The organism is bacterium, from assembly GCA_019637795.1.
In the GTDB taxonomy this organism is placed as follows: Bacteria; Desulfobacterota; Binatia; order HRBIN30; family CADEER01; genus JAHBUY01.
This window is the reverse complement of record JAHBUY010000008.1, coordinates 209,243-232,037: the sequence shown is the minus strand read 5'-3', so window position 1 is coordinate 232,037 and position 22,795 is coordinate 209,243. Positions and strand designations below refer to the sequence as shown.

General features: G+C 72.1%; 21 protein-coding genes. 12 read left to right on the top strand and 9 right to left on the bottom strand.

What is annotated here, in order from left to right; all coding sequences use genetic code 11:
- Positions 1-309: 309 nt before the first annotated feature.
- From KF840_24525 to KF840_24510, 4 genes are all read left to right on the top strand, one after another.
- Positions 310-2,190: a caspase family protein gene (locus KF840_24525; GenBank protein ID MBX3028065.1), complete on the top strand. Its 1,881-nt coding sequence runs from the start codon at positions 310-312 to the stop codon at positions 2,188-2,190.
- Between the two features lie 101 nt (positions 2,191-2,291).
- A complete protein-coding gene (locus KF840_24520) occupies positions 2,292-3,512 on the top strand; it encodes a hypothetical protein (GenBank protein ID MBX3028064.1) in 1,221 nt (406 codons plus the stop codon).
- A gap of 85 nt (positions 3,513-3,597) precedes the next feature.
- Positions 3,598-3,999 carry a hypothetical protein gene (locus tag KF840_24515; GenBank protein ID MBX3028063.1) on the top strand — a complete coding sequence of 134 codons (402 nt, stop codon included), beginning with the start codon at positions 3,598-3,600 and terminating at the stop codon, positions 3,997-3,999.
- Positions 3,996-5,054, top strand: coding sequence for a Gfo/Idh/MocA family oxidoreductase (locus KF840_24510; GenBank protein ID MBX3028062.1), 1,059 nt, complete (start codon positions 3,996-3,998; stop codon positions 5,052-5,054). The genes KF840_24515 and KF840_24510 overlap by 4 nt, the downstream gene beginning before the upstream one ends.
- A gap of 10 nt (positions 5,055-5,064) precedes the next feature.
- On the opposite strand, the gene KF840_24505 is transcribed toward KF840_24510, so the two are convergent.
- Entirely contained in the window at positions 5,065-6,063 is a 999-nt protein-coding gene (locus KF840_24505; protein ID MBX3028061.1) for a D-2-hydroxyacid dehydrogenase, read from the bottom strand.
- 123 nt (positions 6,064-6,186) lie between these two features.
- Here KF840_24505 and metF point away from each other — a divergent pair, with 123 nt between their 5' ends.
- The 3 genes from metF (at position 6,187) to KF840_24490 (ending at position 10,050) form a co-directional block, all read left to right on the top strand.
- The gene (metF, locus tag KF840_24500; GenBank protein ID MBX3028060.1) at positions 6,187-7,050 is read left to right on the top strand and encodes a methylenetetrahydrofolate reductase [NAD(P)H]; all 864 of its coding nucleotides are present in this window, start codon (positions 6,187-6,189) and stop codon (positions 7,048-7,050) included.
- 6 nt (positions 7,051-7,056) lie between these two features.
- On the top strand, positions 7,057-7,281 hold the full coding sequence (locus KF840_24495; protein ID MBX3028059.1) for a hypothetical protein: 225 nt from the start codon (positions 7,057-7,059) through the stop codon (positions 7,279-7,281).
- Positions 7,282-7,683: 402 nt separating this feature from the next.
- A complete protein-coding gene (locus tag KF840_24490) occupies positions 7,684-10,050 on the top strand; it encodes a redoxin family protein (protein ID MBX3028058.1) in 2,367 nt (788 codons plus the stop codon).
- A gap of 308 nt (positions 10,051-10,358) precedes the next feature.
- Here the strand turns inward: KF840_24490 and rfbC are convergent, their stop codons facing one another.
- The 6 genes from rfbC to aat form a co-directional block, all read right to left on the bottom strand.
- Positions 10,359-10,913 (bottom strand): dTDP-4-dehydrorhamnose 3,5-epimerase, encoded by a 555-nt coding sequence (gene rfbC / locus KF840_24485; GenBank protein MBX3028057.1) that lies wholly within the window; start codon positions 10,911-10,913, stop codon positions 10,359-10,361.
- 4 nt (positions 10,914-10,917) lie between these two features.
- Positions 10,918-11,790 (bottom strand): glucose-1-phosphate thymidylyltransferase RfbA, encoded by an 873-nt coding sequence (gene rfbA / locus KF840_24480; protein MBX3028056.1) that lies wholly within the window; start codon positions 11,788-11,790, stop codon positions 10,918-10,920.
- 27 nt (positions 11,791-11,817) lie between these two features.
- Positions 11,818-12,909, bottom strand: a complete 1,092-nt coding sequence (gene rfbB, locus KF840_24475; protein ID MBX3028055.1) for a dTDP-glucose 4,6-dehydratase — start codon at positions 12,907-12,909, stop codon at positions 11,818-11,820.
- A gap of 19 nt (positions 12,910-12,928) precedes the next feature.
- Positions 12,929-14,473, bottom strand: coding sequence for a DUF4301 family protein (locus KF840_24470; protein MBX3028054.1), 1,545 nt, complete (start codon positions 14,471-14,473; stop codon positions 12,929-12,931).
- Between the two features lie 83 nt (positions 14,474-14,556).
- Positions 14,557-14,916, bottom strand: coding sequence for an Hpt domain-containing protein (locus tag KF840_24465; GenBank protein ID MBX3028053.1), 360 nt, complete (start codon positions 14,914-14,916; stop codon positions 14,557-14,559).
- 158 nt (positions 14,917-15,074) lie between these two features.
- Positions 15,075-15,728 (bottom strand): leucyl/phenylalanyl-tRNA--protein transferase, encoded by a 654-nt coding sequence (gene aat / locus KF840_24460; protein ID MBX3028052.1) that lies wholly within the window; start codon positions 15,726-15,728, stop codon positions 15,075-15,077.
- 140 nt (positions 15,729-15,868) lie between these two features.
- Here aat and KF840_24455 point away from each other — a divergent pair, with 140 nt between their 5' ends.
- The 4 genes from KF840_24455 to KF840_24440 all read left to right on the top strand — a co-directional run bounded on the left by KF840_24455 (position 15,869) and on the right by KF840_24440 (position 19,361).
- Positions 15,869-17,032: a cytochrome P450 gene (locus tag KF840_24455; protein ID MBX3028051.1), complete on the top strand. Its 1,164-nt coding sequence runs from the start codon at positions 15,869-15,871 to the stop codon at positions 17,030-17,032.
- Between the two features lie 97 nt (positions 17,033-17,129).
- Positions 17,130-18,269 (top strand): (E)-4-hydroxy-3-methylbut-2-enyl-diphosphate synthase, encoded by a 1,140-nt coding sequence (ispG, locus tag KF840_24450; protein ID MBX3028050.1) that lies wholly within the window; start codon positions 17,130-17,132, stop codon positions 18,267-18,269.
- A 50-nt stretch (positions 18,270-18,319) separates the two neighbouring features.
- Complete coding sequence (locus KF840_24445) at positions 18,320-18,640, top strand: hypothetical protein (protein MBX3028049.1); 321 nt, start codon at positions 18,320-18,322, stop codon at positions 18,638-18,640.
- 1 nt (position 18,641) lies between these two features.
- Positions 18,642-19,361 carry a hypothetical protein gene (locus KF840_24440; protein MBX3028048.1) on the top strand — a complete coding sequence of 240 codons (720 nt, stop codon included), beginning with the start codon at positions 18,642-18,644 and terminating at the stop codon, positions 19,359-19,361.
- A 43-nt stretch (positions 19,362-19,404) separates the two neighbouring features.
- Here the strand turns inward: KF840_24440 and KF840_24435 are convergent, their stop codons facing one another.
- Complete coding sequence (locus KF840_24435; GenBank protein MBX3028047.1) at positions 19,405-20,022, bottom strand: hypothetical protein; 618 nt, start codon at positions 20,020-20,022, stop codon at positions 19,405-19,407.
- Positions 20,023-20,050: 28 nt separating this feature from the next.
- On the bottom strand, positions 20,051-21,190 hold the full coding sequence (locus tag KF840_24430) for a hypothetical protein (protein ID MBX3028046.1): 1,140 nt from the start codon (positions 21,188-21,190) through the stop codon (positions 20,051-20,053).
- 214 nt (positions 21,191-21,404) lie between these two features.
- On the opposite strand from KF840_24430, the gene KF840_24425 reads away from it, so the two are divergent.
- The gene (locus KF840_24425) at positions 21,405-22,793 is read left to right on the top strand and encodes a M20/M25/M40 family metallo-hydrolase (GenBank protein ID MBX3028045.1); all 1,389 of its coding nucleotides are present in this window, start codon (positions 21,405-21,407) and stop codon (positions 22,791-22,793) included.
- Positions 22,794-22,795 lie beyond the last annotated feature (2 nt).

Here is a 22,795-nt window from a genome sequence, read left to right as displayed (position 1 = left end):
CGGCGCGGACGCATGCCCGTACACCGTATCGTGTTTCCATGACCCTCTGGGGCTGGAGATGCGGCATCGCGGCGTTTTGCTGCGGCATGCGCCGGGACGGCGCGCAGCGGTGTCTCCATGGCAGGATCAGTCGGCATGCGATGTCGTCCGTCAGATGACCAACTCTCGCTTGTAATACCCGCAGTGCCCCCAAATCATAGGATTTCCCTTTTGCATGCAACATGTTGCGGCTATCCCTCATCCCTGTGGCGGGGGTGCGGCGTGGATTGCGCGGCCACTGGGCCCGGCGTACTGGTGCGCGGTATTCGCATGACGGCGGGTTGGCGTTACGTGGTGGCGGGCGTCAGCCTGGCCATGGGGATGCTCGTGGCCATCGGCCTCTGGCAGGCGTCGGTGCTCGACCGGGCCTACCCGCAGGCGCTGCCGACCGCCGCCGCGACCGCCAGCGGGCCGGTCGACGGCCCCGTGCTGTGGGTGCTGGCGGTCGGGGTGAGCCAGTACGCCGCCGCCGACCTCAACCTCCAATTCGCCGACGCCGATGCCCGAGCGATCGGCGCGGAGCTGCAGACCGCGGCGCGCCGGGGCCCCTATCGCGAGGTGCGCGCCATGGTGCTGACCGACGCCCAGGTGACCCGGGAGAGCATGCTCTCCGGCCTGTCGCGCTTCCTCGGCCAGGCCGGACCCGACGACGTCGCCGTCCTCTTCGTCGCCGGGCACGGGGTGCGCGACCTGGCCAGCGGCAGCTACTACTTCCTCCCCTACCCGGCCACCGCCGACTCGCTGCTCGCCGACGGGCTGCGCATGTCCGACTTCGACGAGTCGCTGCGCATCGTGCGGCGCAACGTGCGGGCGGTGATCGTCATGCTCGACACCTGCCACTCCGGCGCGCTCGGCATTCCGGCGGCGGCGGCGGTGTCGCCGGACGAGATGGCGCGGCAGATGACCGCCGGCGAGGGCTTCTTCCTCCTCGCCGCCTCCAAGCCGGGCGAGCAGTCGAAGGAGCGCCCGGGGCTGAACCACGGCGCCTTCACCTACGCCCTCCTCGAGGGCATCCAGGGCCAGGCCGACGCCGACGGCGACGGCGTGCTCTCGGTGTCGGAGCTGTTCGGCTACGTGGCGCGGCGCGTCCCCCAGCTCACCGGCGGCGGCCAGCATCCGTACAACAAGATGGAGGGCACCGACCTGGCCCTGCTCAACGTCGGCCCGGTGACGCCGCGGCCGGCGCCGGTGCTGCCGCCGGCCGAGCCGCGCGACAACGAGCCCCAGGAGGACAACGTCATCGGCGTGCTCGACTTCCAGAACCTGCGCCAGGATCCGTCCTACAACTGGATCAGCCAGGCGCTGCGACTCGCCTTCAACACCGAGCTCAGCAAGGTGAAGGCGCTGCGCGTCTACTCGCCGGAGCTGATCGACCGCACGACGCGGGCCCGCGGCACCGATCCGCTGGTCACCGCGCGCGAGCTCGGCATCGGCCGCCTGCTCGCCGGCGCCTACTACGTGAGCGACCGGACGCTGCGCATCGACGCCCGCATCGTCGACGCGCGCAGCGGCGTCAACGAGGCCTCCGACTCGGTCGAGGGCGAGCTCGACCAGTTCTTCGATCTGCAGAAGCGGCTGGTACTGAGCATGCTGCGCCGCCTGCGGGTCCAGCTCTCGCCCGAGGAGGGCCAGTCGATCGAGAAGCAGACCAACACCGACGTCGATGCCTACCGCCTGCTGCTCGAGGCCGAGGGCATCGTCGAGCCCTCGCCGCGCGTCGAGCGCACGCAGCCGAAGCGCCAGCGCCGCTCGGCGCTGGAGCGCACGCGCGACGCGGTGGCCAGCCTGCTGTGGACGCCCGCCTATGGCGCGGACGTGCCGGCCGCGGTCGACGAGAGCGTGCGCGCCCTGCTCGAGCGCTATCGCCGCGCCGTCGAGAGCAAGAACCTCGACGAGGTCGCCGGCGCCTATGCCAGCTTCTCCGAGCGCCAACGGACGGCGCTGCGCACCTACCTCGACACCGCCACCGACCTCGCGGTGGAGATCGACGACATCAGCATCACGCCGCAGGAGGGCGGCTACCTGGTCTCGTTCGTGCGCCGCGATCGCTTCACCGACGCGAGCAGCGGGCGGCCCGTGCGTCTGGAAGTGCGTTTGACTAAGGTTTTGGTTCGGGAGCAGTCCTCCTGGAAGATCGGGAGCGGACAATAGTCGCACGGGATCCTGCCCGAGCCCGCGCCGCCGGCGGTGCGGCGGGCTCACCAGCCCAGCCGTCGCCGGCGCGTCTCCGCGCCTGGCGGAGGTGCGCCCGCGTGCTGGCGTCGCTGTCGCTGGCCGTGCCGCTCGCCGCCCAGGCGACGCCGCTGGAGAAGGTGATCCCGAACCTCTTCGGCGGCTCGCTCAGCACCACCATCAACCAGACCTCGAGCGACCTCGGCAAGCCGAGCATCGTCCAGGGCTTCACCAACCTGTCGGCGCAGATGGCGGCGGCGCGCTCGCAGGTGCCGTTGCCCTCCTCCAGCGGCGCCTTCAGCTTCGCCTGGGATTCCGACCTCGACACCTTCGTCCGCTTCGAGCAGAGCCTCGGCGCCGGCTTCGGCGAGCGCGCCCAGACGCTCGGTCGGGGCCGCTTCAACGTCGGGCTGTCGTACCAGCACGTCGAGTTCAGCACCCTCGCCGGCGACTCGCTCGACAACCTCGTCACCGTGCAGCCCGCGGTCAGCAAGGCGACCCTGGCGACGCTGCCGGCCGGCGACCAGGCGATCTTCAGCGACGACGTCATCCGCACCCAGCTCGACATGCGCTTCACCTTCGACATGTTCTATCTCAGCGCCGCCTACGGCCTCACCGACAGCATCGACGTCAGCCTCGCCCTGGCCATCAACCATGCCCACATGCAGGGCACGGCGTCCGCGATGACCCTCGATCCGGACGGCGATGGCGGCGTCAGCTCGGTGGCGCGGTTCTCCCGCACCCAGACGGGGGTGATCCAGAACGGCACCGGACCGATCTGCGGCCGGCCCTACCGCTGCGCCCAGGATTCGTTCAACGAGTCCGCCACCGGCACCGGCGATCTCTTCCTGCGCGCCAAGTGGCACGTCGTCGACACCTGGCTGGCGGACATCGCGCTCGCCGAGGTGCTGACCCTGCCGACCGGCAACGCCAACGACCTGCTCGGCTTCCACGACCCGACGTTCACCCCCTGGTTCATCGCGTCGAAGCAGATCGGGCGCGTGTCACCGCACCTCAACCTCGGCTACTCGTTCCGCAGCGCCCAGGACGTCAGCCAGGCGCAGTGGATCGTCGGCGCCGACGTCCTCACCACCCGCTGGCTGACGCTGGCCGGCGACTTCCTCGGCTACCACGACGACAAGCGCGACGGCATCAACGACAACGTCATCCAGTCCGCCGTCGGCTTCAAGCTCAACCCCTGGGGCGGCCTGGTGCTCAACGCCAGCTTCCAGTTCCCCCTCAACACCGACGGCATCCGCGCCGACGTCATCTACACCGGCCAGGTCGAGTACAACTTCTGAGACGCCCCCCGGGCACCGGCGCGCCGCGTTTCCCCTCCGCCGCGACAGCCGCTAGAAGCGCCGCAGCCACCCCAGGAGGTCGTCCATGCGCCGACTCGCCGTTGCCGCCATCGCCGCGCTCACCCTGACCAACCCCGTCGCCGCCGCCGACTGGAACCCGCAGGCGTTCAGCGGCGAGCAGACGCTCGAGTTCCTCACCGTCGAGAACGGCGAGGAGCACTGGTCGACCGTCTGGCTGGTGGTCGTCGATGGGCAGGTCTACATCCGCCTCGGTTCGCGCGCCGCCGGCCGGATCGCGGGCAACGCGACCGCGCCGTACGTGAAGATCCGCATCGCCGGCCAGACCTTCGACAGGGTGAGGGCGGAGTCGGTCCCCGATATGGCCGATGCGGTGGCCACGGCGATGGCCGACAAGTACTGGAGCGACGTCTTCGTCCGCCATTTCTCGCATCCGCTCACCATGCGCCTGACGCCGGAGGCTCCCTGAGCGCGCTGCGCTACGGCATCGTCGGCACCGGGATGATGGGCTGGGAGCACCTGCGCAACCTGGCCCTCATCGACGACGTCCGCGTCACCGCGGTCGCCGATCCCGACCCCGGCAGCCGCGACATCGCCCGTCACGCCGCGCCCGACGCCGCGGTGTACGAGGACCACCGCGCGCTCCTGCGCGCGCCGCTCGACGCGCTGGTCATCGCGACCCCGAACCACACCCACGCCGCGCTCCTGCGCGACGCCCTCGCCACCGATCTGCACGTCCTGGTCGAGAAACCGCTCTGCACGACGATCGAGGACTGCCACGCGCTGCGCGCCGCCGCCGCCGGCCGGCGGGCGCTGACCTGGGTCGGCCTCGAGTACCGCTTCGTGCCCAGCGTGGGACGGCTGATCGCCGCGGTGCGCGCCGGGGCCGTCGGCACGCTGCGCATGGTCGCCATCCGCGAGCACCGCTTCCCGTTCCTCGCCAAGGTCGGCAACTGGAACCGCTTCGCCCGCAATACCGGCGGCACGCTGGTCGAGAAGTGCTGCCACTTCTTCGATCTCATGGCGCTGCTCACCGGCCAGCGCCCCCTGCGCGTGTACGCCTCCGGCGGCCAGGACGTGAACCACCTCGACGAGCGCTACGACGGCGCCACCCCCGACATCCTCGACAACGCCTTCGCGGTCGTCGACTTCGACGGCGGCGCCCGCGCCCTCCTCGACCTGTGCATGTTCGCCGAGAATTCGCGCCACGAGATGGAGCTCGCGGTCACCGGCGACGCCGGCAAGGTCGAGGCCTTCGTGCCGGCGCACCGCCTGGTGTTCAGCCGTCGCGACCGCCTGGCGCGGGAGGAGGAGGAGGTCGCGATCGATCCCGTGATCCGCGACGCCGGATTCCACCACGGCGCGACCTACTACCAGCACCGCGCCTTCATCGACGCCATCCGAGCCGGCGGACCGCCCCAGGTCAGCGTCGACGACGGCGCCCTCGCCGTCGCCATGGGCATCGCCGCCGAGCGCTCGGCGCGCGAGCATCGCCCGGTGGCGCTGCGCGAGCTCGGCTTCTGAGCCCCCTTCCCTACCCGCCGCCCGGCGCGTATCCGCGCCGCTTGTCGACGACGTTGCGCAGCGGCTGCCCGGCGAGGAAGCGGCCGAGGTTGTCCTCGAACAGCGCCAGCATGCGGTCGAAGTAGGTCGCCGTGTAACCCGAGATGTGCGGCGTGAGCAGGGCGTTGGTCAGCGACCAGAGCGGGTGCTCGGGCGGCAGCGGCTCCTCGCTGAAGACGTCGAGCGCCGCGCCGGCGATGGCGCCGCTGCGCAGGCAACGCACCAGCTCCGCCTCGTCGACCACCTCGCCGCGGGCGACGTTGATCAGGTAGGCGCTCGACCGCATCGCCCGCAGCTCGGCGGCGCCGATCAGGCCGCGCGTCTCGTCGGTGAGCGGCACGGCGAGGACCACGAAATCGGCCCAGCCGAGCAGGGCGTGCAGCTCGGCGGGCGGCACCACCGCTTCAGCGTGCGCGACCGGCTGGCGGGCGTCGCGCCGCATCACCCGGACGCGCATCCCCAGCGCCGCCGCCATGCGCGCCAGGTTGGCGCCGATCGGGCCGGCGCCGAGGATCGCCAGGTTCGACCCGTGGAGCTCGCGCAGGCCGCCCTGGTGGGCGATGACCGCGAAGCGATTCCATTCCCCACGCGCCTGCAGCCGCACCGCCTCGTGGAAGTTGCGCGCCAGCACCAGCATCTGGCCGACGATGTGCTCCGGGATGCACACCGAGTGCAGGCCGGTCGAATTGGTCAGCACGACGGCGCTGGCGAGCAGCGCCGGATAGAGCGACTCCTCGATCCCCGCCGACGCGGAATGGATCCAGCGCAGCCGCCGCGCGCCGCCGAAGTGCTCGGGCGGAAGGCGCCAGCCGACGAAGACGTCGGCGTCCGCCAGCGCCGCCGGCAGCGCGGCCTCGTCCTCGACCGACGCCACCTCGAGCGACGGGAAGCGGGCCCGCCAGGCGGCGAGCCGCTCGTCCGGCAGCGACCACCGCACCTCCTTCAGATGGAAGAACGCCACCAGCTTCATCGCCCGGCACTCTCGGTGCCGCGCCGGCGTTTGTAAAGCGACCGGCGGGCGCTGGCTCACATCGGGCAGCGCGGCGCGACGCCGTTGCTCTCGCCGCGACCTTTCCTCTAGAGTCGCCCGGTTATGCGCATCCGCGACCTCTTCGGCCAGGCGCGCCCGGTGTTCTCGTTCGAGTTCTTTCCGCCGAAGAGCGAGGCCGGCGAGCGCAGCCTGCTGCAGACGATCGACAAGCTGCGGCCGCTGGCGCCGAGCTTCGTCTCGGTCACCTACGGGGCCGGCGGCACGACGCGCGAGAAGACGATCGAGATCGTCGGCCGCATCAAGCGCGAGCAGGGCATCGAGGCCATGGCGCATCTGACCTGCGTCGGCCACTCGCGCGACGAGATCGCCGCCATTCTCGACCGCCTCGTCGCCGCCGAGCTCGAGAACGTGCTGGCCCTGCGCGGCGATCCGCCGCGCGGCGAGACCGCCTTCGTGCGACCGGCGAACGGCTTCGGCTACGCCAGCGAGCTCGTCGCCTTCATCCGCGAGCGCGGCTATCCGTTCTGCCTGGCCGGCGCCGGCTACCCGGAGGGCCATCCGGAATGCCGCGACCTCGACCGCGACGTCGCCCACCTGCGCCGCAAGGTCGACGCCGGCGCGCAGGTGATCATCACCCAACTCTTCTACGACAACCGGGACTACTTCGCCTTCGTCGAGCGCGCGCGCCGCGCCGGGATCACGGTGCCGATCCTCCCCGGCATCATGCCGATCACCAACGTGCCGCAGATCGAGCGCATCACCAGCCTCTGCGGCGCCCGCATCCCGGCGCCGCTGCGCGACCAGTTGCAGGCCGCCGGCTCCGACGCCGCGGTGCTCGACGTCGGCATCGCGCACGCCCTCGCCCAGTGCCGCGATCTCCTGGCACGCGGCGCGCCGGGCATCCATTTCTACACCCTCAACCAATCGCCGGCGACGGCGGCGATCCTCGCCGCGCTGCGGCGGTGAACGCCCGTGCCGACCATCGTCACCTTCACGCCGCTCAAGTCGCCCGAGCGCACGCCGGTCAGTGGCGAGGGCCGATCGGTGGTGCACGAGTGTCGCGACGGCAGCGGCGGCACGCACCGTCAGCGCCTGGCGCTCGGCAGCGTGCGCGGCATCTACTATCTCGACGCCGTCTGCCTGCACTGCGGCGCCCACTTCATCTGGGTCGAGGACGGGGACGGGGACGAGAGTTGACCCTGATGTCACGAAGGCATTTCACCACGGAGGCACGGAGACACGGAGGAACCTGGACAAGAGGGTTCGGGGTCGAGATCCTCAACGCCATCAGCAATGGCCATGGGGGGCCTTGCCCAAGACTTCGCTGCTCGCGCGAGGCAGCCCCAGGTTGTTAGGTTGCTAGGTTGTTAGTTGTTAGGCCTGAACGGCCTCTGAGACTAACAACCTAACAACTAACAACCTAGCAACCTTTATTGGGCAAAGCCGCCATAGGGATCGCACCCACCCGGCCATTCCGACGCTGCACCCTCCGTGCCTCCGTGGTGAAGGTGTTTTTCGTATCGAGGTTGACTCCCGTGGCGCCGGCGCGGGGCCCACCGGTTTGGCCGACGCGACGCCTCTGCTAGATTCGCAGGCTGCATGTGTGACTCGCCCGCGCGTCGCGCCCTGCCACTCGCGCTCGTTCTCGCCCTGCTCGCCGCGCTCAGCGCCTGTCGCTCCCCGGCGCCGGCGAGCCCGCCGCCGCCCCCCCCGATCACCGAGGGGCCGGGCGCGTTCAAGGCGCTGCTGATCAACGGCGGCGGCAAGAAGCAGAGCAACTTCCAGTCGCACCTGACCCACGTCCGCACCCTGGTCGAATTCCTCCACGCCAGCGGCGCCGCCGCCGACGACGTGGTCATCTTCTCCTCGGACGGTCCCGACCCCAGCGCCGACCTGGCGACCCGCGCCCGTCCGGACGACAGCGGCGACGCCTGGCTGCTGCCGCCGCGCGCCGCCCAGTTGCTGCGGCCGGTGCAGTTCGTCGATTCCGCCGTCGACGGCTACACGCTGCGGCCGGCGACCTACGAGGCGCTGCACGCCTGGTTCACCACCGAGGGCAAACGGCTGCACGGCGGCGACACGCTGCTCCTCTACGTCACCGACCACGGCGAGCAGAACAAGACCGATCTGGCCAACAACAGCATCGTGCTGTGGAACGAGAAGCTGACCGTCGAGCAGCTCCGCCAGCTCCTCGCCGAGCTCGACCCCGACGTGCACGTCGTCATGCTGATGTCGCAGTGCTTCGGCGGCTCGTTCGCCAACGCGATCCTGCCGCGCCCCGGCGAGCTGACGCCGAACGGCCGGCAGTGCGGCTACTTCGCGTCCACCGCCGACCGCCCGGCCTATGGCTGCTACCCCGAGAACCTGGGGCGCGATGGCGTCGGCCACTCGCACCGCTTCTTCGAGGCGCTGCGCGCCGTCGGCCGCATGCCGGAAGCGCAGCGGCGGGTGCTGGTCAGCGACGACTCCCCGGACGTGCCGAACACGACGTCCGACTTCTATCTGCAACAGCTCCTGCAGGCGCAGGCGAAACGCGAGAACACGACCGAGACCGAGGTCGCCGACGCGTACATCAACGACGCCTTCAAGAACCGCGCCCGCTGGGAGCCGGAGATCCGACTGCTCGACCGCGTCGGCTCGACCTTCGGCATGTTCAGCCCGCGCTCGCTCGGCGAGCTCGAGCTGCAGACCCGCATCCTGCCGCAGGTCAGCGAACAGCTCCGCACCTACGCCGATCGCTGGCATGAGGCGCTCGACTCCCTCAAGGAGCAGAACTTCGAGCGCTTCCTCGCCGCCGATCCGCGCTGGAAGGAGCGCCTGGCGCCGACGGTCATCGCCGACCTCGATCCCGCCGGGCGCGAGACGCTCGGCGACGAGCTCGCGGAGGCGCTCGGCGCCTTCACCGCCAAGGACGCCGCCACCAGCGATCGCCTGGCGCTCCTGCGCGCGCGCACCGAGGCGGCGTCGCAGGCCGCTTACCGCATGGAGGTGCGGCTCGGCGTCGTCCTGCGCCTGCGCGCCATTCTCACCCAGATCGCCGGGCGCGTGTACCTCGCCGAGCGCGGCACGCCGGCCGAACGCGACACCTATGCCGCGTTGCTGGCCTGCGAGGACGTCAACTTCCTCGCCGATCCCTCGGTCGCCACCGCCGCAGCCATGGCACCGCCGACCTCGTTCCCGCCGCTCGACGACGATCGGCGCGTCGTGCAGGCGGTGATGCCGGCCTGGATGGGCATCCAGTTCAAACCGCTCACCGACGCGCAGCGCGCCCGCGACCAGCAGACGGGCGGCGCGGTCACCGTGATGACCGTCTACCCGGATTCGCCCGCCGCCAAGGCCGGGCTCGAGGTCGGCGACGTCATCCTCGGGCCGCCGGCGGCGCCGTTCCAGGAGCCGCACCAGGTGCGGGAATGGACGATGCGGCGCGAGATCAACGAGCCGGCGCCGCTCGAGGTGGCGCGCGCGGGCCACGTCCAGCAGGTGGTGCTGCGGCCCGAGCCCTACCCGATCAAGATGCCGGAGCTGCCGGGTCCGCCGAAGGTCGGCAGCCCCGCGCCACCGCTCGCCAAGGTCAGCGCCTATCGCGGCGACCAACGGCTCGCCGCCGGCAAGCCGCATCTCCTCTTCTTCTGGGCGACGTGGTGCGTGCCCTGCAAGTTCTCGGTGCCGGAGGTGATGGCGTTCGCCCGGGCGCGTGACATCGAGGTCATCGCCGTCACCGACGAGGACCCGCAGCAACTCGACCAGTTCTTCAAGGAGCGGACCGAGCCCTTTCCCGAGACCGTCGCGGTCGACCCCTACCGCAGCGCCTTCCAGGCCTACGGCGTCAGCGGCACGCCGACCTTCGTGCTGGTCGACGGCGCCGGCACGGTGCAGTCGTACAAGACCGGATACAGCGCCGCCGCCGGCCTCGGCATCGACGGCTGGACCTACAGCGCGGCGAAGAGCCCGGCGAAGAAGAAGTAGGCGACGCTACGGCGTCGGGTCATCCTCCGCCGGCTGGCGCGCCAGGTGGGCCGGCAAATCGCCCTCGCAGCGGTGGCCGCAGCCGTCGCACGCCCAACTGAAATAGCCCTGGTGCGTCATGGGCTGGTCGCACATCGGACACTCCATCGGCTCGAACCCCTGTTCCTCATGCTGCGAAACGCCGGGGGTGTAATGCAACGGAAATGTGCCGCTGGCCGCGGCGCCCGCGGGCGCGCGATGACGCGTCGCGCCGCCGCAGGACCGTCCGAGCCTGCGCCAGCCCTCTGCCGGGCGGCCGCGGGTGGCGCCTACGCTTCGTACTCCGGCAGGCGGTCGTAGACCGCCTCCAGCAGAGGGGCGGCGGCGTCCTTGTCGGAGAGCCGTGGGGTGGCGATCGGCCAGGCGATGGCGAGCTGCGGATCGTTCCAGCGCACGGCGATCTCCTGCGTCGGATCCCACAGCGCGGTGCACTTGTACTCGACCTCCGCCGGGCCGGCGACGACGCAGAAGCCGTGCAGGAACCCCGGCGGCACCCAGAGCTGGTGGCAGGTGTCCTCCGACAGCGTCACCCCCACCCAGCGACGGAAGTGGGGCGAGCCGCGGCGGACGTCGACCGCGACGTCGAAGATCGCGCCGCGCACGCAGCGCACCAGCTTGCCGAGCGGCGCGCCGAGCTGCGCGTGCAGGCCGCGCAGGATCCCCGGCGCCGAGCGCGAGTGGTTGTCCTGGACGAACGGCAGGGTGAGGCCCGCCGCGCGGTACTTGTCGGCGTGGTAGGTCTCGAGGAAGAACCCGCGCTCGTCGCGATGCACGGCGGGCTCGATCACGACGACGCCGGGCAGCTCGGTCTGGCGGACGCGCATCGCCTCAGCCCTGCTCGAGCACGCGCAGCAGGTACTGGCCGTACGAGCTGTTCTTCATCGACCCCGCGATGCGTTCGACATCGCCGGCGGTGATGTACCCCATGCGCAGCGCGATCTCCTCGAGGCAGGCGACCTTCAGCCCCTGCCGCTCCTCGATCGCCTGGATGAAGGTCGACGCCTGCAGCAGCGCCTCGTGGGTGCCGGTGTCGAGCCAGGCGATGCCGCGGCCGAGCTTCTCGACGTGCAGCGCGCCCTGGCGCAGGTAGGCGATGTTGACGTCGGTGATCTCGAGCTCGCCGCGCGCCGAGGGCGTGAGCGCGCGCGCGATGTCGACGACCTGGCGGTCGTAGAAGTACAGCCCGGTGACCGCGTACGGCGACCGCGGCGCCTGCGGCTTCTCCTCGAGGCGCACCGCGCGCCCGTCGGCATCGAACTCGACGACGCCGTAGCGCTCGGGATCCTTCACCCAGTAGCCGAACACCGTCGCGCCGTCGCGGCGTTCGGCGGCCCGGCGCAGGATGTCGGGGAAGCCGTGCCCGTAGAAGATGTTGTCGCCGAGCGCCAGGGTCACCGGCTGCCCGGCGATGAACGACTCGCCGATCAGGAACGCCTGCGCGATGCCGTCCGGGCTCGGCTGCGTCGCGTACTGGATCTCGAGGCCGAGGCTGCGGCCGTCCTCCAGCACGCGCCGGAAGCCCTCCTGCTCGTGCGGCGTGGTGATCACCAGCACCTCGCGGATGCCCGACAGCATCAACGTCGAGAGCGGGTAGTAGATCATCGGCTTGTCGTAGATCGGCATGAGCTGCTTGCTGACGGCGCGCGTCAGCGGATACAGCCGCGTGCCGGACCCCCCGGCGAGGATGATGCCCTTGCGCATGGTCGATGCGTCCCCCCTCGGGTCGCGTCAGGCGACCCGGTCCACCGTGCCGAGTCGTTCGCGGCCGTAGCGGCCCGCCTGGACGGCGCCGCACCACGCGCGGTTGGCGAGATACCAGGCCACCGTGGCGCGCAGGCCGGCCTCGAAGTCGTAGCGCGGCGTCCAGCCCAGCTCGCGCCGGATGAGGCCGGCGTCGATCGCATAGCGGCGGTCATGCCCCGGACGGTCCGGCACGAAGCGCTTGAGCGCCGCGTAGCTGGCGAGTCCCTTCGCCACCATCGCCGGGTTCGCCGCCGCCGGTGCCAGCTCGTCGAGCACCGCGCACAGGCGGTCGACCAGCTCGAGATTGCTGCGCTCGTTGGCGCCGCCGATGTTGTACTTGCCGCCCACCTGGCCGCGGCGCAGCACCAGCAGGATGCCGGCGCAGTGATCCTCGACGTAGAGCCAGTCGCGCACGTTGCCGCCGTCGCCGTAGATCGGCAGCGCCGTGCCCTCGAGCGCGTTGAGGGTCATCAGCGGGATCAGCTTCTCCGGATACTGGTAGGGACCGTAGTTGTTCGAGCAGTTGGTGATCAGCGTCGGCAGCCCGTAGGTCTCGTGGTAGGCGCGGACGAGGTGATCGGCGCTCGCCTTCGATGCCGCGTACGGGGAGTTCGGCGCGTACGGGGTCGTCTCGCTGAACAGGCCGCTGGCCCCGAGGCTGCCGTAGACCTCGTCGGTCGACACGTGCAGGAAGCGGAAGCGATCCCGCGCCGCCGGCTCGCGGTCGCGCAGGTGGGCGCGCGCGGCGTCCAGCAGCTCGAAGGCGCCGACGATGTTGGTCTCGACGAACGCGCGCGGTCCGTCGATCGAACGGTCGACGTGGCTCTCGGCGGCGAAGTTCACCACCCACGTCGGCTGCTGCTCGGCGAACAGCCGGTCGAGGAGAGCGCGGTCGGCGATGTCGCCCTGGACGAAGGCGAAACGCGGATGCCGCCGCACGTCGTCCAGGCTCTCCAGGTTGCCGGCGTAGGTGAGCTTGTCGAGGACGACGACCCGGGCCTCGGTCTCGGCCAGCGCCAGGCGCACGAAGTTCGATCCGATGAAGCCGGCGCCGCCGGTGACGATGATGGTGTCCATGCGCGGGAAGTCCTTTTGCTCACTCCGGTTGATGCGCCGGTCGCAGCAGATCGGTGATCGTCTTCACCGGCGTGAACGTCGCCTCGGGAACCTCGACGAACACCGTCAGCCAGTGCGCCATGGCGCCGTTCCACAGCCCGGGCCGCTCGAGGGCCTTGAGCTCGCGGCCGTCCTTCGACTTGCGGGCGATGAACACCGCGCTGGGATCGACGAACCGCTCCAGGTCGTACGACCGCCCCGCGGCGTCGCGCAGCGCGCAGGCGAGGAAGACCGGGTTGAAGTGGGTGGCGGCGGCGAACAACGCCCGCTGGCCGGCGTCGTCGCCGTCGACCTCGGCCGACTCGACGATCTGGGCGCTGACCCGGCCGTCCGCCCCGCGCACCCAGAACGGCCCGCCGCCCGGCTCGCCGGTGTTGCGCACCACGCCGCAGACGCGCAGCGGCCGATCGAGCGCGGCGCGCAGCGCGTCGGCCGGCGCATCCGCCGGCAACGCCACCCCGAACGCCTCGCCGACGAAATCCACCGCCGCGCGGCGGGCGGCCGGCGCGCCGCCGGCGAGCGCCCGCAGATGGCCTGCGATGGCCGCCTGCAGCGCCGCGGCGTGCCCGAGCAGGAGCTGCATCCACTCCAGCGCCGGGCCGCGCTGCGCGTCGGGCTGGACGTTGTCGATGTTCTTGATGAATACGAGGTCGCCGCCGAGGCTGCCGAGATTGCCGATCAACGCGCCGTGGCCGCCGGGACGGAACAGGAGGCGGCCGTCCTCGGTGCGGAACGGGCGGTTGTCGGCATCGACCGCGATGGTGTCGGTGCAGCGGTGCTGGGTCGAGAAGCCGACCGCGAAGCGCGCCGCGTAGCGGCCTTCGTAGGCGCCGCGGACGCGCTCCAACAACGCCGCGAATCCCGACGCGTGCTCCGGCGAGACCGTCAGGTGCAGCCGCGCCGCGCCCGTCGCGTCGCGCGCCACCGCCGCGGTCTCGACCAGGTGCTCCTCGAAGGCGGTGCGCGCGCCGTCGGGATAGCGGTGAAAGAGCAACAGACCCTTCGGCTGCGCGGCGTAGTCGAGGCCGACCGGCGTCAGCAGCAGGTCGAGCACGGCGCCGACGTCGCCCGCCGCCAGCGCCCGGTCGAGCGGCCGCCCGCCGCGCGCCGCCGCCGCGGCCAGCGCCTCGGCGAAGGCGAAGCGCGGCAGGCCGTCGAGCACCCGCAGGACGTCGGCGGCGGCGCCGTCGCCGGCATCGGCCCGCGCCTGCACGGCGGCGCGCGTCCGCAGGCCGGCGCCGCGAACCGCCAGCAGCGATTGGAACATGCGGCTGGCCGCGCCCGACGCCGGCGTGAACTTGCTCACCCGCCCGGCGGCGGCCGCCGCCGCGTGCGCCTGCCGCGCCGCCGCCCGCTCCGCCACCGAGAGGCCGCGGATGCCGTCGCCGAGCATGCACGGCCGGTCGAGCCGCACCGGGGCCGGCGGCCGCGCGAAGAGCGCGATCTGCCGTTCGACCTCGTCCGGCGTGATGCCGAGATCGGCAAGCTGGGCCCGATCGGCGTCGCTGGCGATGACCTGACTCATGCTCGGCACCAACCCGGCGTCATAACCGAGCGGCCGAGCGAAGAGAATAGGCGGCGATCCGGGAGAGTGCTTTGTCGACCGCGTCAGTGCGGCGCGTTGCGCTCGCGCAGCAGCGCGTCCTGGACCAGCGCGTACTCCTGCTCGAGCTCGCCGTAGACGTCGACCACGTCCGTCCGCAGCGTCAGATCGCGCCCCATCGCCTCGAGCCGGCCGCACAGCGAGGCCATGGTCACCGCGCCCAGGCTGGCGCAGCTCCCCTTGAGGCTGTGGGCGCGCTCGGCCAGGCCGACCCAGTCGCTCGCGTCGATGGCGGACCTGATCGATGCCAGGCGCTCCGGGGCGTCCTCGAGGAACAGGTCGATCAGCTCCGCCAGCAGGTCGTCCTCTCCGTCCTCCTGGAGGCTGCGCAGGGCGGCGAGGGTTTCGCTATCGAGGGTGTTCATCCGTGCTCTCACCTCAGGCTGCCTCCGCAACCAGCATTCCGCGTGCCAGGGCATGTGCGGGGACACCGACCAACCGCGGAACCAGGCGGGGTGTCACGCGGGGTGGTAGCGCGCCACGTGGCGGCGCTTTTGGTGACACCCAGGGCGGCATCGCGGCGTCACGGAAACAGGTGCAGCCCGCGGGCCCGCGTCCTCTGCAGGCGCGCCAGGAATTCGTCCCGCGGCACCAGCTCGGCGCCGAGTCGTTTCATGTGCGGGGTCAGGGTCTGGACGTCGATCCAGTCGAGGCCGCGACTGCGCAGATGATCGATCAGATGCAGGAGCGCGAGCTTGGAGGCGTTGGCGCGGTGGTGAAACATGCTCTCGGCGGCGAAGGCCCCGTCGACGTCGACGCCGTAGACGCCGCCGACCAGCGCCCCGTCGCTCCAGGCTTCGACGCTGTGGGCGATGCCCATGGCGTGCAGGCGGCAATAGGCGGCGATCACCGCCGGGGTGATCCAGGTGCCGTGCTGGCCCGGGCGCGGCGTCGCGGCACAGGCGCGGATGACCGCCGTGAAGTCGCGATCGATGCTGAAGGTGTACGGCGCCAGACGGCGGACGCGGCGCAGACTGCGCGGCAGGTGGAGGCGGGCGAGCTCGAGCACGCCGCGTTCCGCTGGACAGAACCAGAGCAGCGGCAGTTTCTCGACCGGCCAGGGAAAGATCCCCTGCCGGTAGGCCGCGAGCACCGATTCCGGGTGCAGGTCGCCGCCGATGGCGACGATCCCCTCGGGGCTCGCGGTGCGGGGATCGGGGAACTGGATGATCGCCATCGTCGAGGCGCTGATGATGTCCCGTCGACGCCGGCGTTCGCAAGTCGCACCGCGGCGCAACGCGACCGCGCGCCGGCGTCGCGCCGTCGCGTTGACGCGTCTGCCGCCCGCGCGGCATAAGCGGGCCCACGGCGCCTCCCATGCCCGACCTGATGCAGACGTTCGGGGGCGACTTCATGAGCCCCGTGCCCGATCCCTACCGCGCCTACGCGCGGCTGCGCGACGAACGGCCGGTGACGCTGCTCGACCTGTGGATGGGTCCCGGCTACCTGGTGACGCGCTACGACGACGTCCGCACGGTCCTGACTGACCCCCAGACCTTCTCCTCGCGCTCGAACGCCAACGGCATCGGCCTGGTGATCGGTCGCACCATCCTCGAGATGGACGCCCGCGAGCACACGCGGCACCGCGGCATCATCGCCCCGGCGTTCGTGCCCAGGGCGTTGCGCAGCGACCTGCCGGCGCTGGTCGCCGGCATCGCCGACGAGCTGATCGACCGCTTCGCCGGCGACGGCGGGGCCGAGCTGGTGCGCCAGTTCACCTCCACGATCCCGATCCGGGTGATCGCCCACGTCATCGGCATCCCGATGGAGGACTATGCGATCTTCCACGGCTGGGGCCTCGACATCATCGGCTTCACCGACGACCCGCCGCGCGGCATCGCCGCGGCCCAGCGCCTGGTCGAATTCCTGACGCCGCTGATCGCCGCCCGCCGTGCCGCGCCGCGCGCCGACCTCATCAGCCGCCTGGTCCATGCCGAGGTGGACGGCGCACGGCTGAGCGACGAGGAGATCTACAGCTTCCTGCGCCTGCTGCTGCCGGCGGGCGCGGAGACCACCTTCCGCCTGATCGGCAACCTGCTGCACGCGCTGCTGTTGCATCCGTCGGCGCTGGCGGCGGTGCGCGCCGACGCGGCGACGCTCGACTGGGCGATCGAGGAGACGCTGCGCTGGGAAGCGCCGGTGCAGTTTGCCTCGCGCGAGACGACGCGGCCGACGATGCTCGCCGGCGTCGCGCTGCCCGCCGGCGCCCAGCTCCTGGTTGCCATCGGCTCCGCCAACCGCGACGAGCGGCGATTCGCCGACCCGGACACCTTCCGCCTCGACCGCCGCCCCGAGGATCACATGGGCTTCGGCTTCGGCCGCCACTTCTGCCTCGGCGCGCACCTGGCCCGCCTCGAGGCGCGCACCGCGGTCGGCGCCCTGCTCCGCCGCCTGCCGGATCTCCGCTTCGCCGACGATGCCAACCACGGCATCGTCGGCCTGGCGTTCCGCTCGCCCCCGGCGCTGCCGGTCCGGTTCTGAGCGCCCTCGCGCTCCGGCTCCCCCGGGCGCCCATCCGGCGACCGCGCGGGTCGCGGCCACCTTGTTCGACTCGCGCCCCTCCGGTAGCGTCTCCGGGATGACGGACCCGCTCGATGCGCGGCGCACGCGCCGTGTGCGCGTTGGCGCGACGGCCATCGGCGGTCGCGCGCCGGTGGTCGTGCAGAGCATGTGCGCCACCAGGACGCGCGACATCGACGCCACCGTCGCCCAGTGCGAGCAGCTCCGCGCCGCCGGCGCCGGCGTCGTGCGCATCGCCGTGGACAACGAGAAGGACGTCGCCGCGGTGGCGGAGATCCGCCGCCAGACGACGGCGACGCTCTCGGTCGACCTGCAGGAGAACTACCGCCTGGCCGCCAGCGTCGCCCCGCACGTCGACAAGCTGCGCTACAACCCGGGCCACCTGCACCACGTCGAACGCGAGCGCACGGTCGCCGACAAGGTCCGCTGGTTGGTCGACGTGGCGCGCGACCACGACGTCGCCATCCGCATCGGCGTCAACTGCGGCTCGGTGGCGCCCGACTTCCTCGCCCGCTACCCGGGCGACCAGCTCGAAGCGATCGTCCAGTCGGCGCTCTACCATTGCCAGCTCATGGAGGACCTCGGCTTCGACCGCTTCGTGGTCTCGCTGAAGGACTCCGATCCCGACAAGGTCCTGGCGGCGAACCGCCGCTTCGCCGCCGCGCGGCCCGACGTGCCGCTGCACCTGGGGGTGACCGAGGCCGGCCTGCCGCCGCAGGGCATCCTCAAGACGCGGCTGGCCTTCGAAAAGCTGCTGGCGGCCGGGATCGGCGACACCATCCGCGCCTCGCTCACCCTGCCCAACGAACGCAAGCACGAGGAGATCGAGGTCGGCCTGCAGATCCTCGCCGACGTGCGTGCCGGCCGCTTCGTCTCGGTGCCCGACTTCGGCCGCGGCCTCAACATCATCTCCTGCCCGAGCTGCTCGCGGGTCGAGAACGACGCCTTCGTGCAGCTCGCCGAGCAGGTGCGCGATCTGACGACGTACGCCGCCGACCACCGGGTGACCATCGCGGTGATGGGCTGCCGCGTCAACGGACCCGGCGAGACCGACGATGCCGATCTCGGCCTGTGGTGCGGGCCGTCGACGGTGACGCTGAAGCGCCGGGACGTGAAGGTCGGCTCGTTCGGCTACGCCGAGGTGCTGCCGCGGCTCAAGGCGGAGCTCGATCGGCTCATCGCGGGCGGCGGACGCTGATCCGCCTTGCCTTGCGGCCGATCGCCGACGTACTGCTCGCCCCATCCGCCATGAGCGCGCCGCGCCTGCCAAAGATGATGATCGGCTTCGTCGTCCGACGCTGCACGATCGAGCTCGGCCATGCGCCGACCGCGACCGAGTTCGCGAGCTGGGCGAACGCCAGCGAGACGCGCGACGCGCACGTCTTCGGCCGGCCGATCACCGTCGCCGAGGCCGGCCTGATCCTGCGCCACCAGTCGCGGCTGGTGTCGGCGCGCAGCGCCGCGCCGGACGAGCAGTGGGCGGCGCTGGACGAGCTGGCGCTGGCCGGGCCCAACGTCGTCGACCTCGCCGCCGCGCGCGCCCGCCGCGCCGTCGGGCGCGGGCGCTGACGTGCAGGTCGAGCACGTCGACGCGGCGCTCGTCCGCGCCCTGCGCGACCGCATCGCCGCCGCCCGCCGCGCGGTGAGCGAGGCAACGCCGGAATCGCGGCGCGACGCCGACGACATCCCGTACTGGCAGGATCTCTTCGAACGCAACGCCGCGGCCGTGCTCGCCGCGCTGCCGCGGGTCCGCCTCGCGGCCGACCACGCGGTCCGCTACCGATTCTACGGCCGGCGCGACGGCGACCTGCTGGTCCGCCCCTTCGTCACCCGCACCGGCACCGACGTCGGCGCCGCCCTCCGCCTGCTCGACTGGCACGCGCCGCCGGACGCCACCGCGCCGAGCGGCGCCGGCGCCTCGCAGGACGTCGAGCTCCTCTACCGCTTCTTCAGCCACGAGGACTCGGCCGCCGGGGCGTTCGAGCACGTGCTCGCCATGCAGGAGCTGTGGGCCAGCCAACGCTGGATCCACTCCACCGTGCTGGCCGACGCCGACGAGCTGGCGCGGCTGACCAGCGACGGCGACTGGCGCCTCGATCGGCCGGTCGAACGCGTGGCGCCGACCGTCGTGCGCGGCGCCAGCGACGGCATCCAACTCGCGCTCCTCCTCCACTGCCCGCTCGGCCGCCACACGGTGACCTTCCACCGCATCCGCATCTCGCCGCAGCGGGCGATCGAATTCGCCGAGTCGCTGCTCGTCGCCTCCGGGCCGCGCGGCCTGCTCGCCTGAACCGGCGGCCGCTCGGGCGGCCGCCGGCGATCCCTGCCGCGCGTCAGCCGCGGCGGCGCGCGGCGAGCACGACGGCGATCACCACCGCCGCCGCGATCAGTCCGATCCACAACCACGGCGTGGCGGCGGTGCCGCCCGCCGGCGGCGCCGCGGCCGGCGCCGCCGCGCCGGCCGGCGCGGCGGCACCGGTGTTGAGGCAGAGCTGCGGCGGCTGCCCGGACAGCGGCAGCGCGGTGCCGATCGGATCGCTCGCCCCGAGGCGGTCGAACTTGATGCTGCAGCATTCGGGATTGGCCGTCATCTCGAAATCGCAGCAGTAGAGCGCGCCGTCGCGGATCGGATCGACGTTGTCGAGGGCGAAGACCAGCGCGCGATAGGTGTTGGGCAGGTTGGGCGGCGTATTGCCGTGCAGCGGTTTCTTCGAATCCGCGACCGCCGCGCAGCTATTCGGCTTCAGGGCGGCGCAGGCGCCGTCCCACACCAGATCGTTCTGCGTGCCGGCGACCTTCTGCCCAGTGGAATCGAGCCCGACGCAGACGCGGACCGCGCCGGCCTCGGCCTTGGTCGCCTCCATCGTCAGATTCACGCCGTGCGCCGCACGCGGCGCGACGAGCGGCACCGCGAGCGCCAGGGCGGCGAGGGATCGCAGGATGGTCGACATGATCTCTCCTCTGCTGACCGGCAGCCGATCAGCGGTGCGGGACGCGTCGCCGGCGCACGTGAGCCAGGGCGCCGAACAACAGGGCCAGTGCGAGCGCCGGCGCGGCGCTGGCGTCGGAACCGATCTGGCAGCCGAACCAGCCGCGCTTGGCGGTGGGAGTGGCGGGCGGCGCCGTCGGGGTCGACGGCGGAGCCTCGGTCGGGGGGACCGGCGTCGGCACGGCCACGGTGAACGTGTCGGCCGGCGTCGGCGCGCTGGTGGGCGCTTCGGTCACCGGCGCCGCACCCGGCTCGCCGGCGGCCGCCGTGGCCGCCGGTTCCGCCTGCAGGGCCGGTTGCGCCGGTGCCGCGGACGTGGGCGGTGGCTGGCGCGCCTCGAAGGTGGGTGCTGCGACCGGAGTCGGAACCTGCGCCACCGAACCACCCGGCACCTGGACGATGGGCGCCGCCGGATTGGCACCCGCCGCGCCCGGCGCCGCGCCGCCGCCGCCACCCTGCAAGACCTGGCTGGCCGGCGGCGCCTGCGCGCCAGCGCCTCCGACCGACCCACCGGAACCGCCAAGCGAGCCCGCGGAGCCGCCGATCGTCCCACCAGCGCCTTCGCCACCGCCCATCCCGGCCATCGACCCGCCGCTGCCGGCGCCCGAATTCATGCCCATCTGACCGCCGGCGCCGGTCACCGACCCGACCGCGCCGCCGCGGCTGCCGCTCCCCCCGAGGGTGCACAGGTTGCCGGAGTTGCCGCCGGCAGCGACCGCCTGCCCTTTGGAATCACTGGCGCCGGTGTTCACCACCGAGATGCTGCAACACGAACCCGGCGGCGCCTCGCCCTGCACGTTGCAGCAGTAGAGGACCCCGTCGTCGATCGGGTCGACGTCGCTGAGCGAGAGCACCAAGACGCGCATGCGGAAATCGGCGCTGTTCTGGATCCGCGTGTTGACCTGCTTGCCGTGCGTGCCGGCCGCGAAGCAGGCGCCCTCGTTGAGGGTCATGCAGGTGCCGTCCCAGACGAGGTCGTTCTGGGTGCCGGCCACCTCCTGACCTTCGGTCGCCAGCGAAACGCACATCTGCGCCGCGCCGCCCGGCTGCGACACGTTCGCCGACGAGATGCCCAGGCGCACCGCCAGCGCCGCGCTGCCGTGCAGCGCCACGATGAGCGCGAGCAGCATGGGCACCATCTGGCGAGAACCGAGATTGCAGCGCATCCTTTTCATTAGCCACGCCAACTCATCGCGCGCAAGTCGCTGCCGGCGCCTCGCGCTCGGTCGCGCCGCGCGCGGGCGCGACGCTCCTGGCGCGCGGGGAACCGCCGGGGCCGCGCCAGGCTGGCGCGCCCCCGCCCGACCGAGTAGAGACGCCACGCCGATGCGGGGACCTGTCTTCATGCTGCGGCTCCTGGTCTCGCTGCTGGTGTGCGCGCCGGCCGCTCGCGGCCGCGCCGCCGAGCCAGCGCCGATCGCCTGGCCGCAGGTCGCGGCCGATGCCGGCGCATTGCTCGCCGAGTACATTCGCATCGACACCGCCAATCCCCCGGGCGTCACCAGCCAGGCCGTGGCCTTCCTGGGCGACCAGTTGCGGCGCGGCGGCATGACGGCCGAGGTCCTCCCGGGCGCCGCCCCCGAGAAACCGCTGCTGATCGGGCGCCTGCCCGGCCGCGGCGGCGGCGGCAAGCCGATCGTCCTCCTCAACCACATGGACGTGGTGCCCGCCGATCCGGCGCGCTGGTCGTTCCCGCCGTTCGGCGGCGAGATCCGCGACGGCATCGTGTACGGGCGCGGCGCGCTCGACATGAAAGGGCTCGGCGTCGCCATGCTGATGGCGCTGCGCCTGCTCGCCGAGCGCGGCGAGGTGCCGCGCCCCGATCTGGTGTTTCTCGCCGTGCCCGACGAGGAGGTCGGCGGCGCGCAGGGCACGGCGTGGCTGGCGCAGCACCGCCCCGACCTGCTCGACGCCGCCGCCGTCTGGGACGAGGGCGGCATCGGCTCCACCGACCTGCTGCCGGCGCCGTCGCTGATGATCTCGGTCACCGAGAAGCAGGTGCTGTGGGTGAAGGTCGTCGTCGAGGGACCCGCCGGCCATGGATCCAAGCCGCTCCCCGGCGCCGCGCCGCGCCGCCTGGTGGACGCGCTGACGCGCATCCTCGACAATCCGCCGCCGCCGCGCCTGACGCCGATCACGCGCCAGGTCTTCCGGCGCGTCGGCGAGCAGGTCACCGGCATGGAGGGGTTCGCCATGCGGCGCCTCAGCAATCCGGTGGTCTGGTTGTTCGCTGACGGGCTGCTGCAGCAGGAACCGTGGAGCGCCGCGATGACGCGCGACACGGTGGCGCTGACGATGCTCGAGGCCGGCTACAAGCCGAACGTGATTCCGGAACGGGCCGAGGCGGTGCTCGACTGCCGCCTGCTTCCCGACACCAAGCCGGAGGCCTTCCTCGAGCAGTTGCGCAAGACGATCGACGACCCGGAGGTCCAGCTCGACGTGCTGCAAGCGCCGGAGCCCACGCCGCCGTCCCCAATCGACACGCCGCTGTTCCGCGCCATGGCGGCGGCGGCGGCGCGCGTCTACCCGAACGCCGTCGTGACCGAATCGATGATGCTCGGCGGCACCGACTCGCGCTTCTTCCGCCGCCGCGGCGTGCCGGCCTACGGCTTCTTTCCGGTCCTGCTCCCCAAGGCGTACACGGCATCGGTGCACGGCGTGGACGAGCGCATCCCGGTCGCCGCGCTCGGCGACGCGATCCGCGTCATCTACGACGCGCTGCGCAGCCTGTGAGG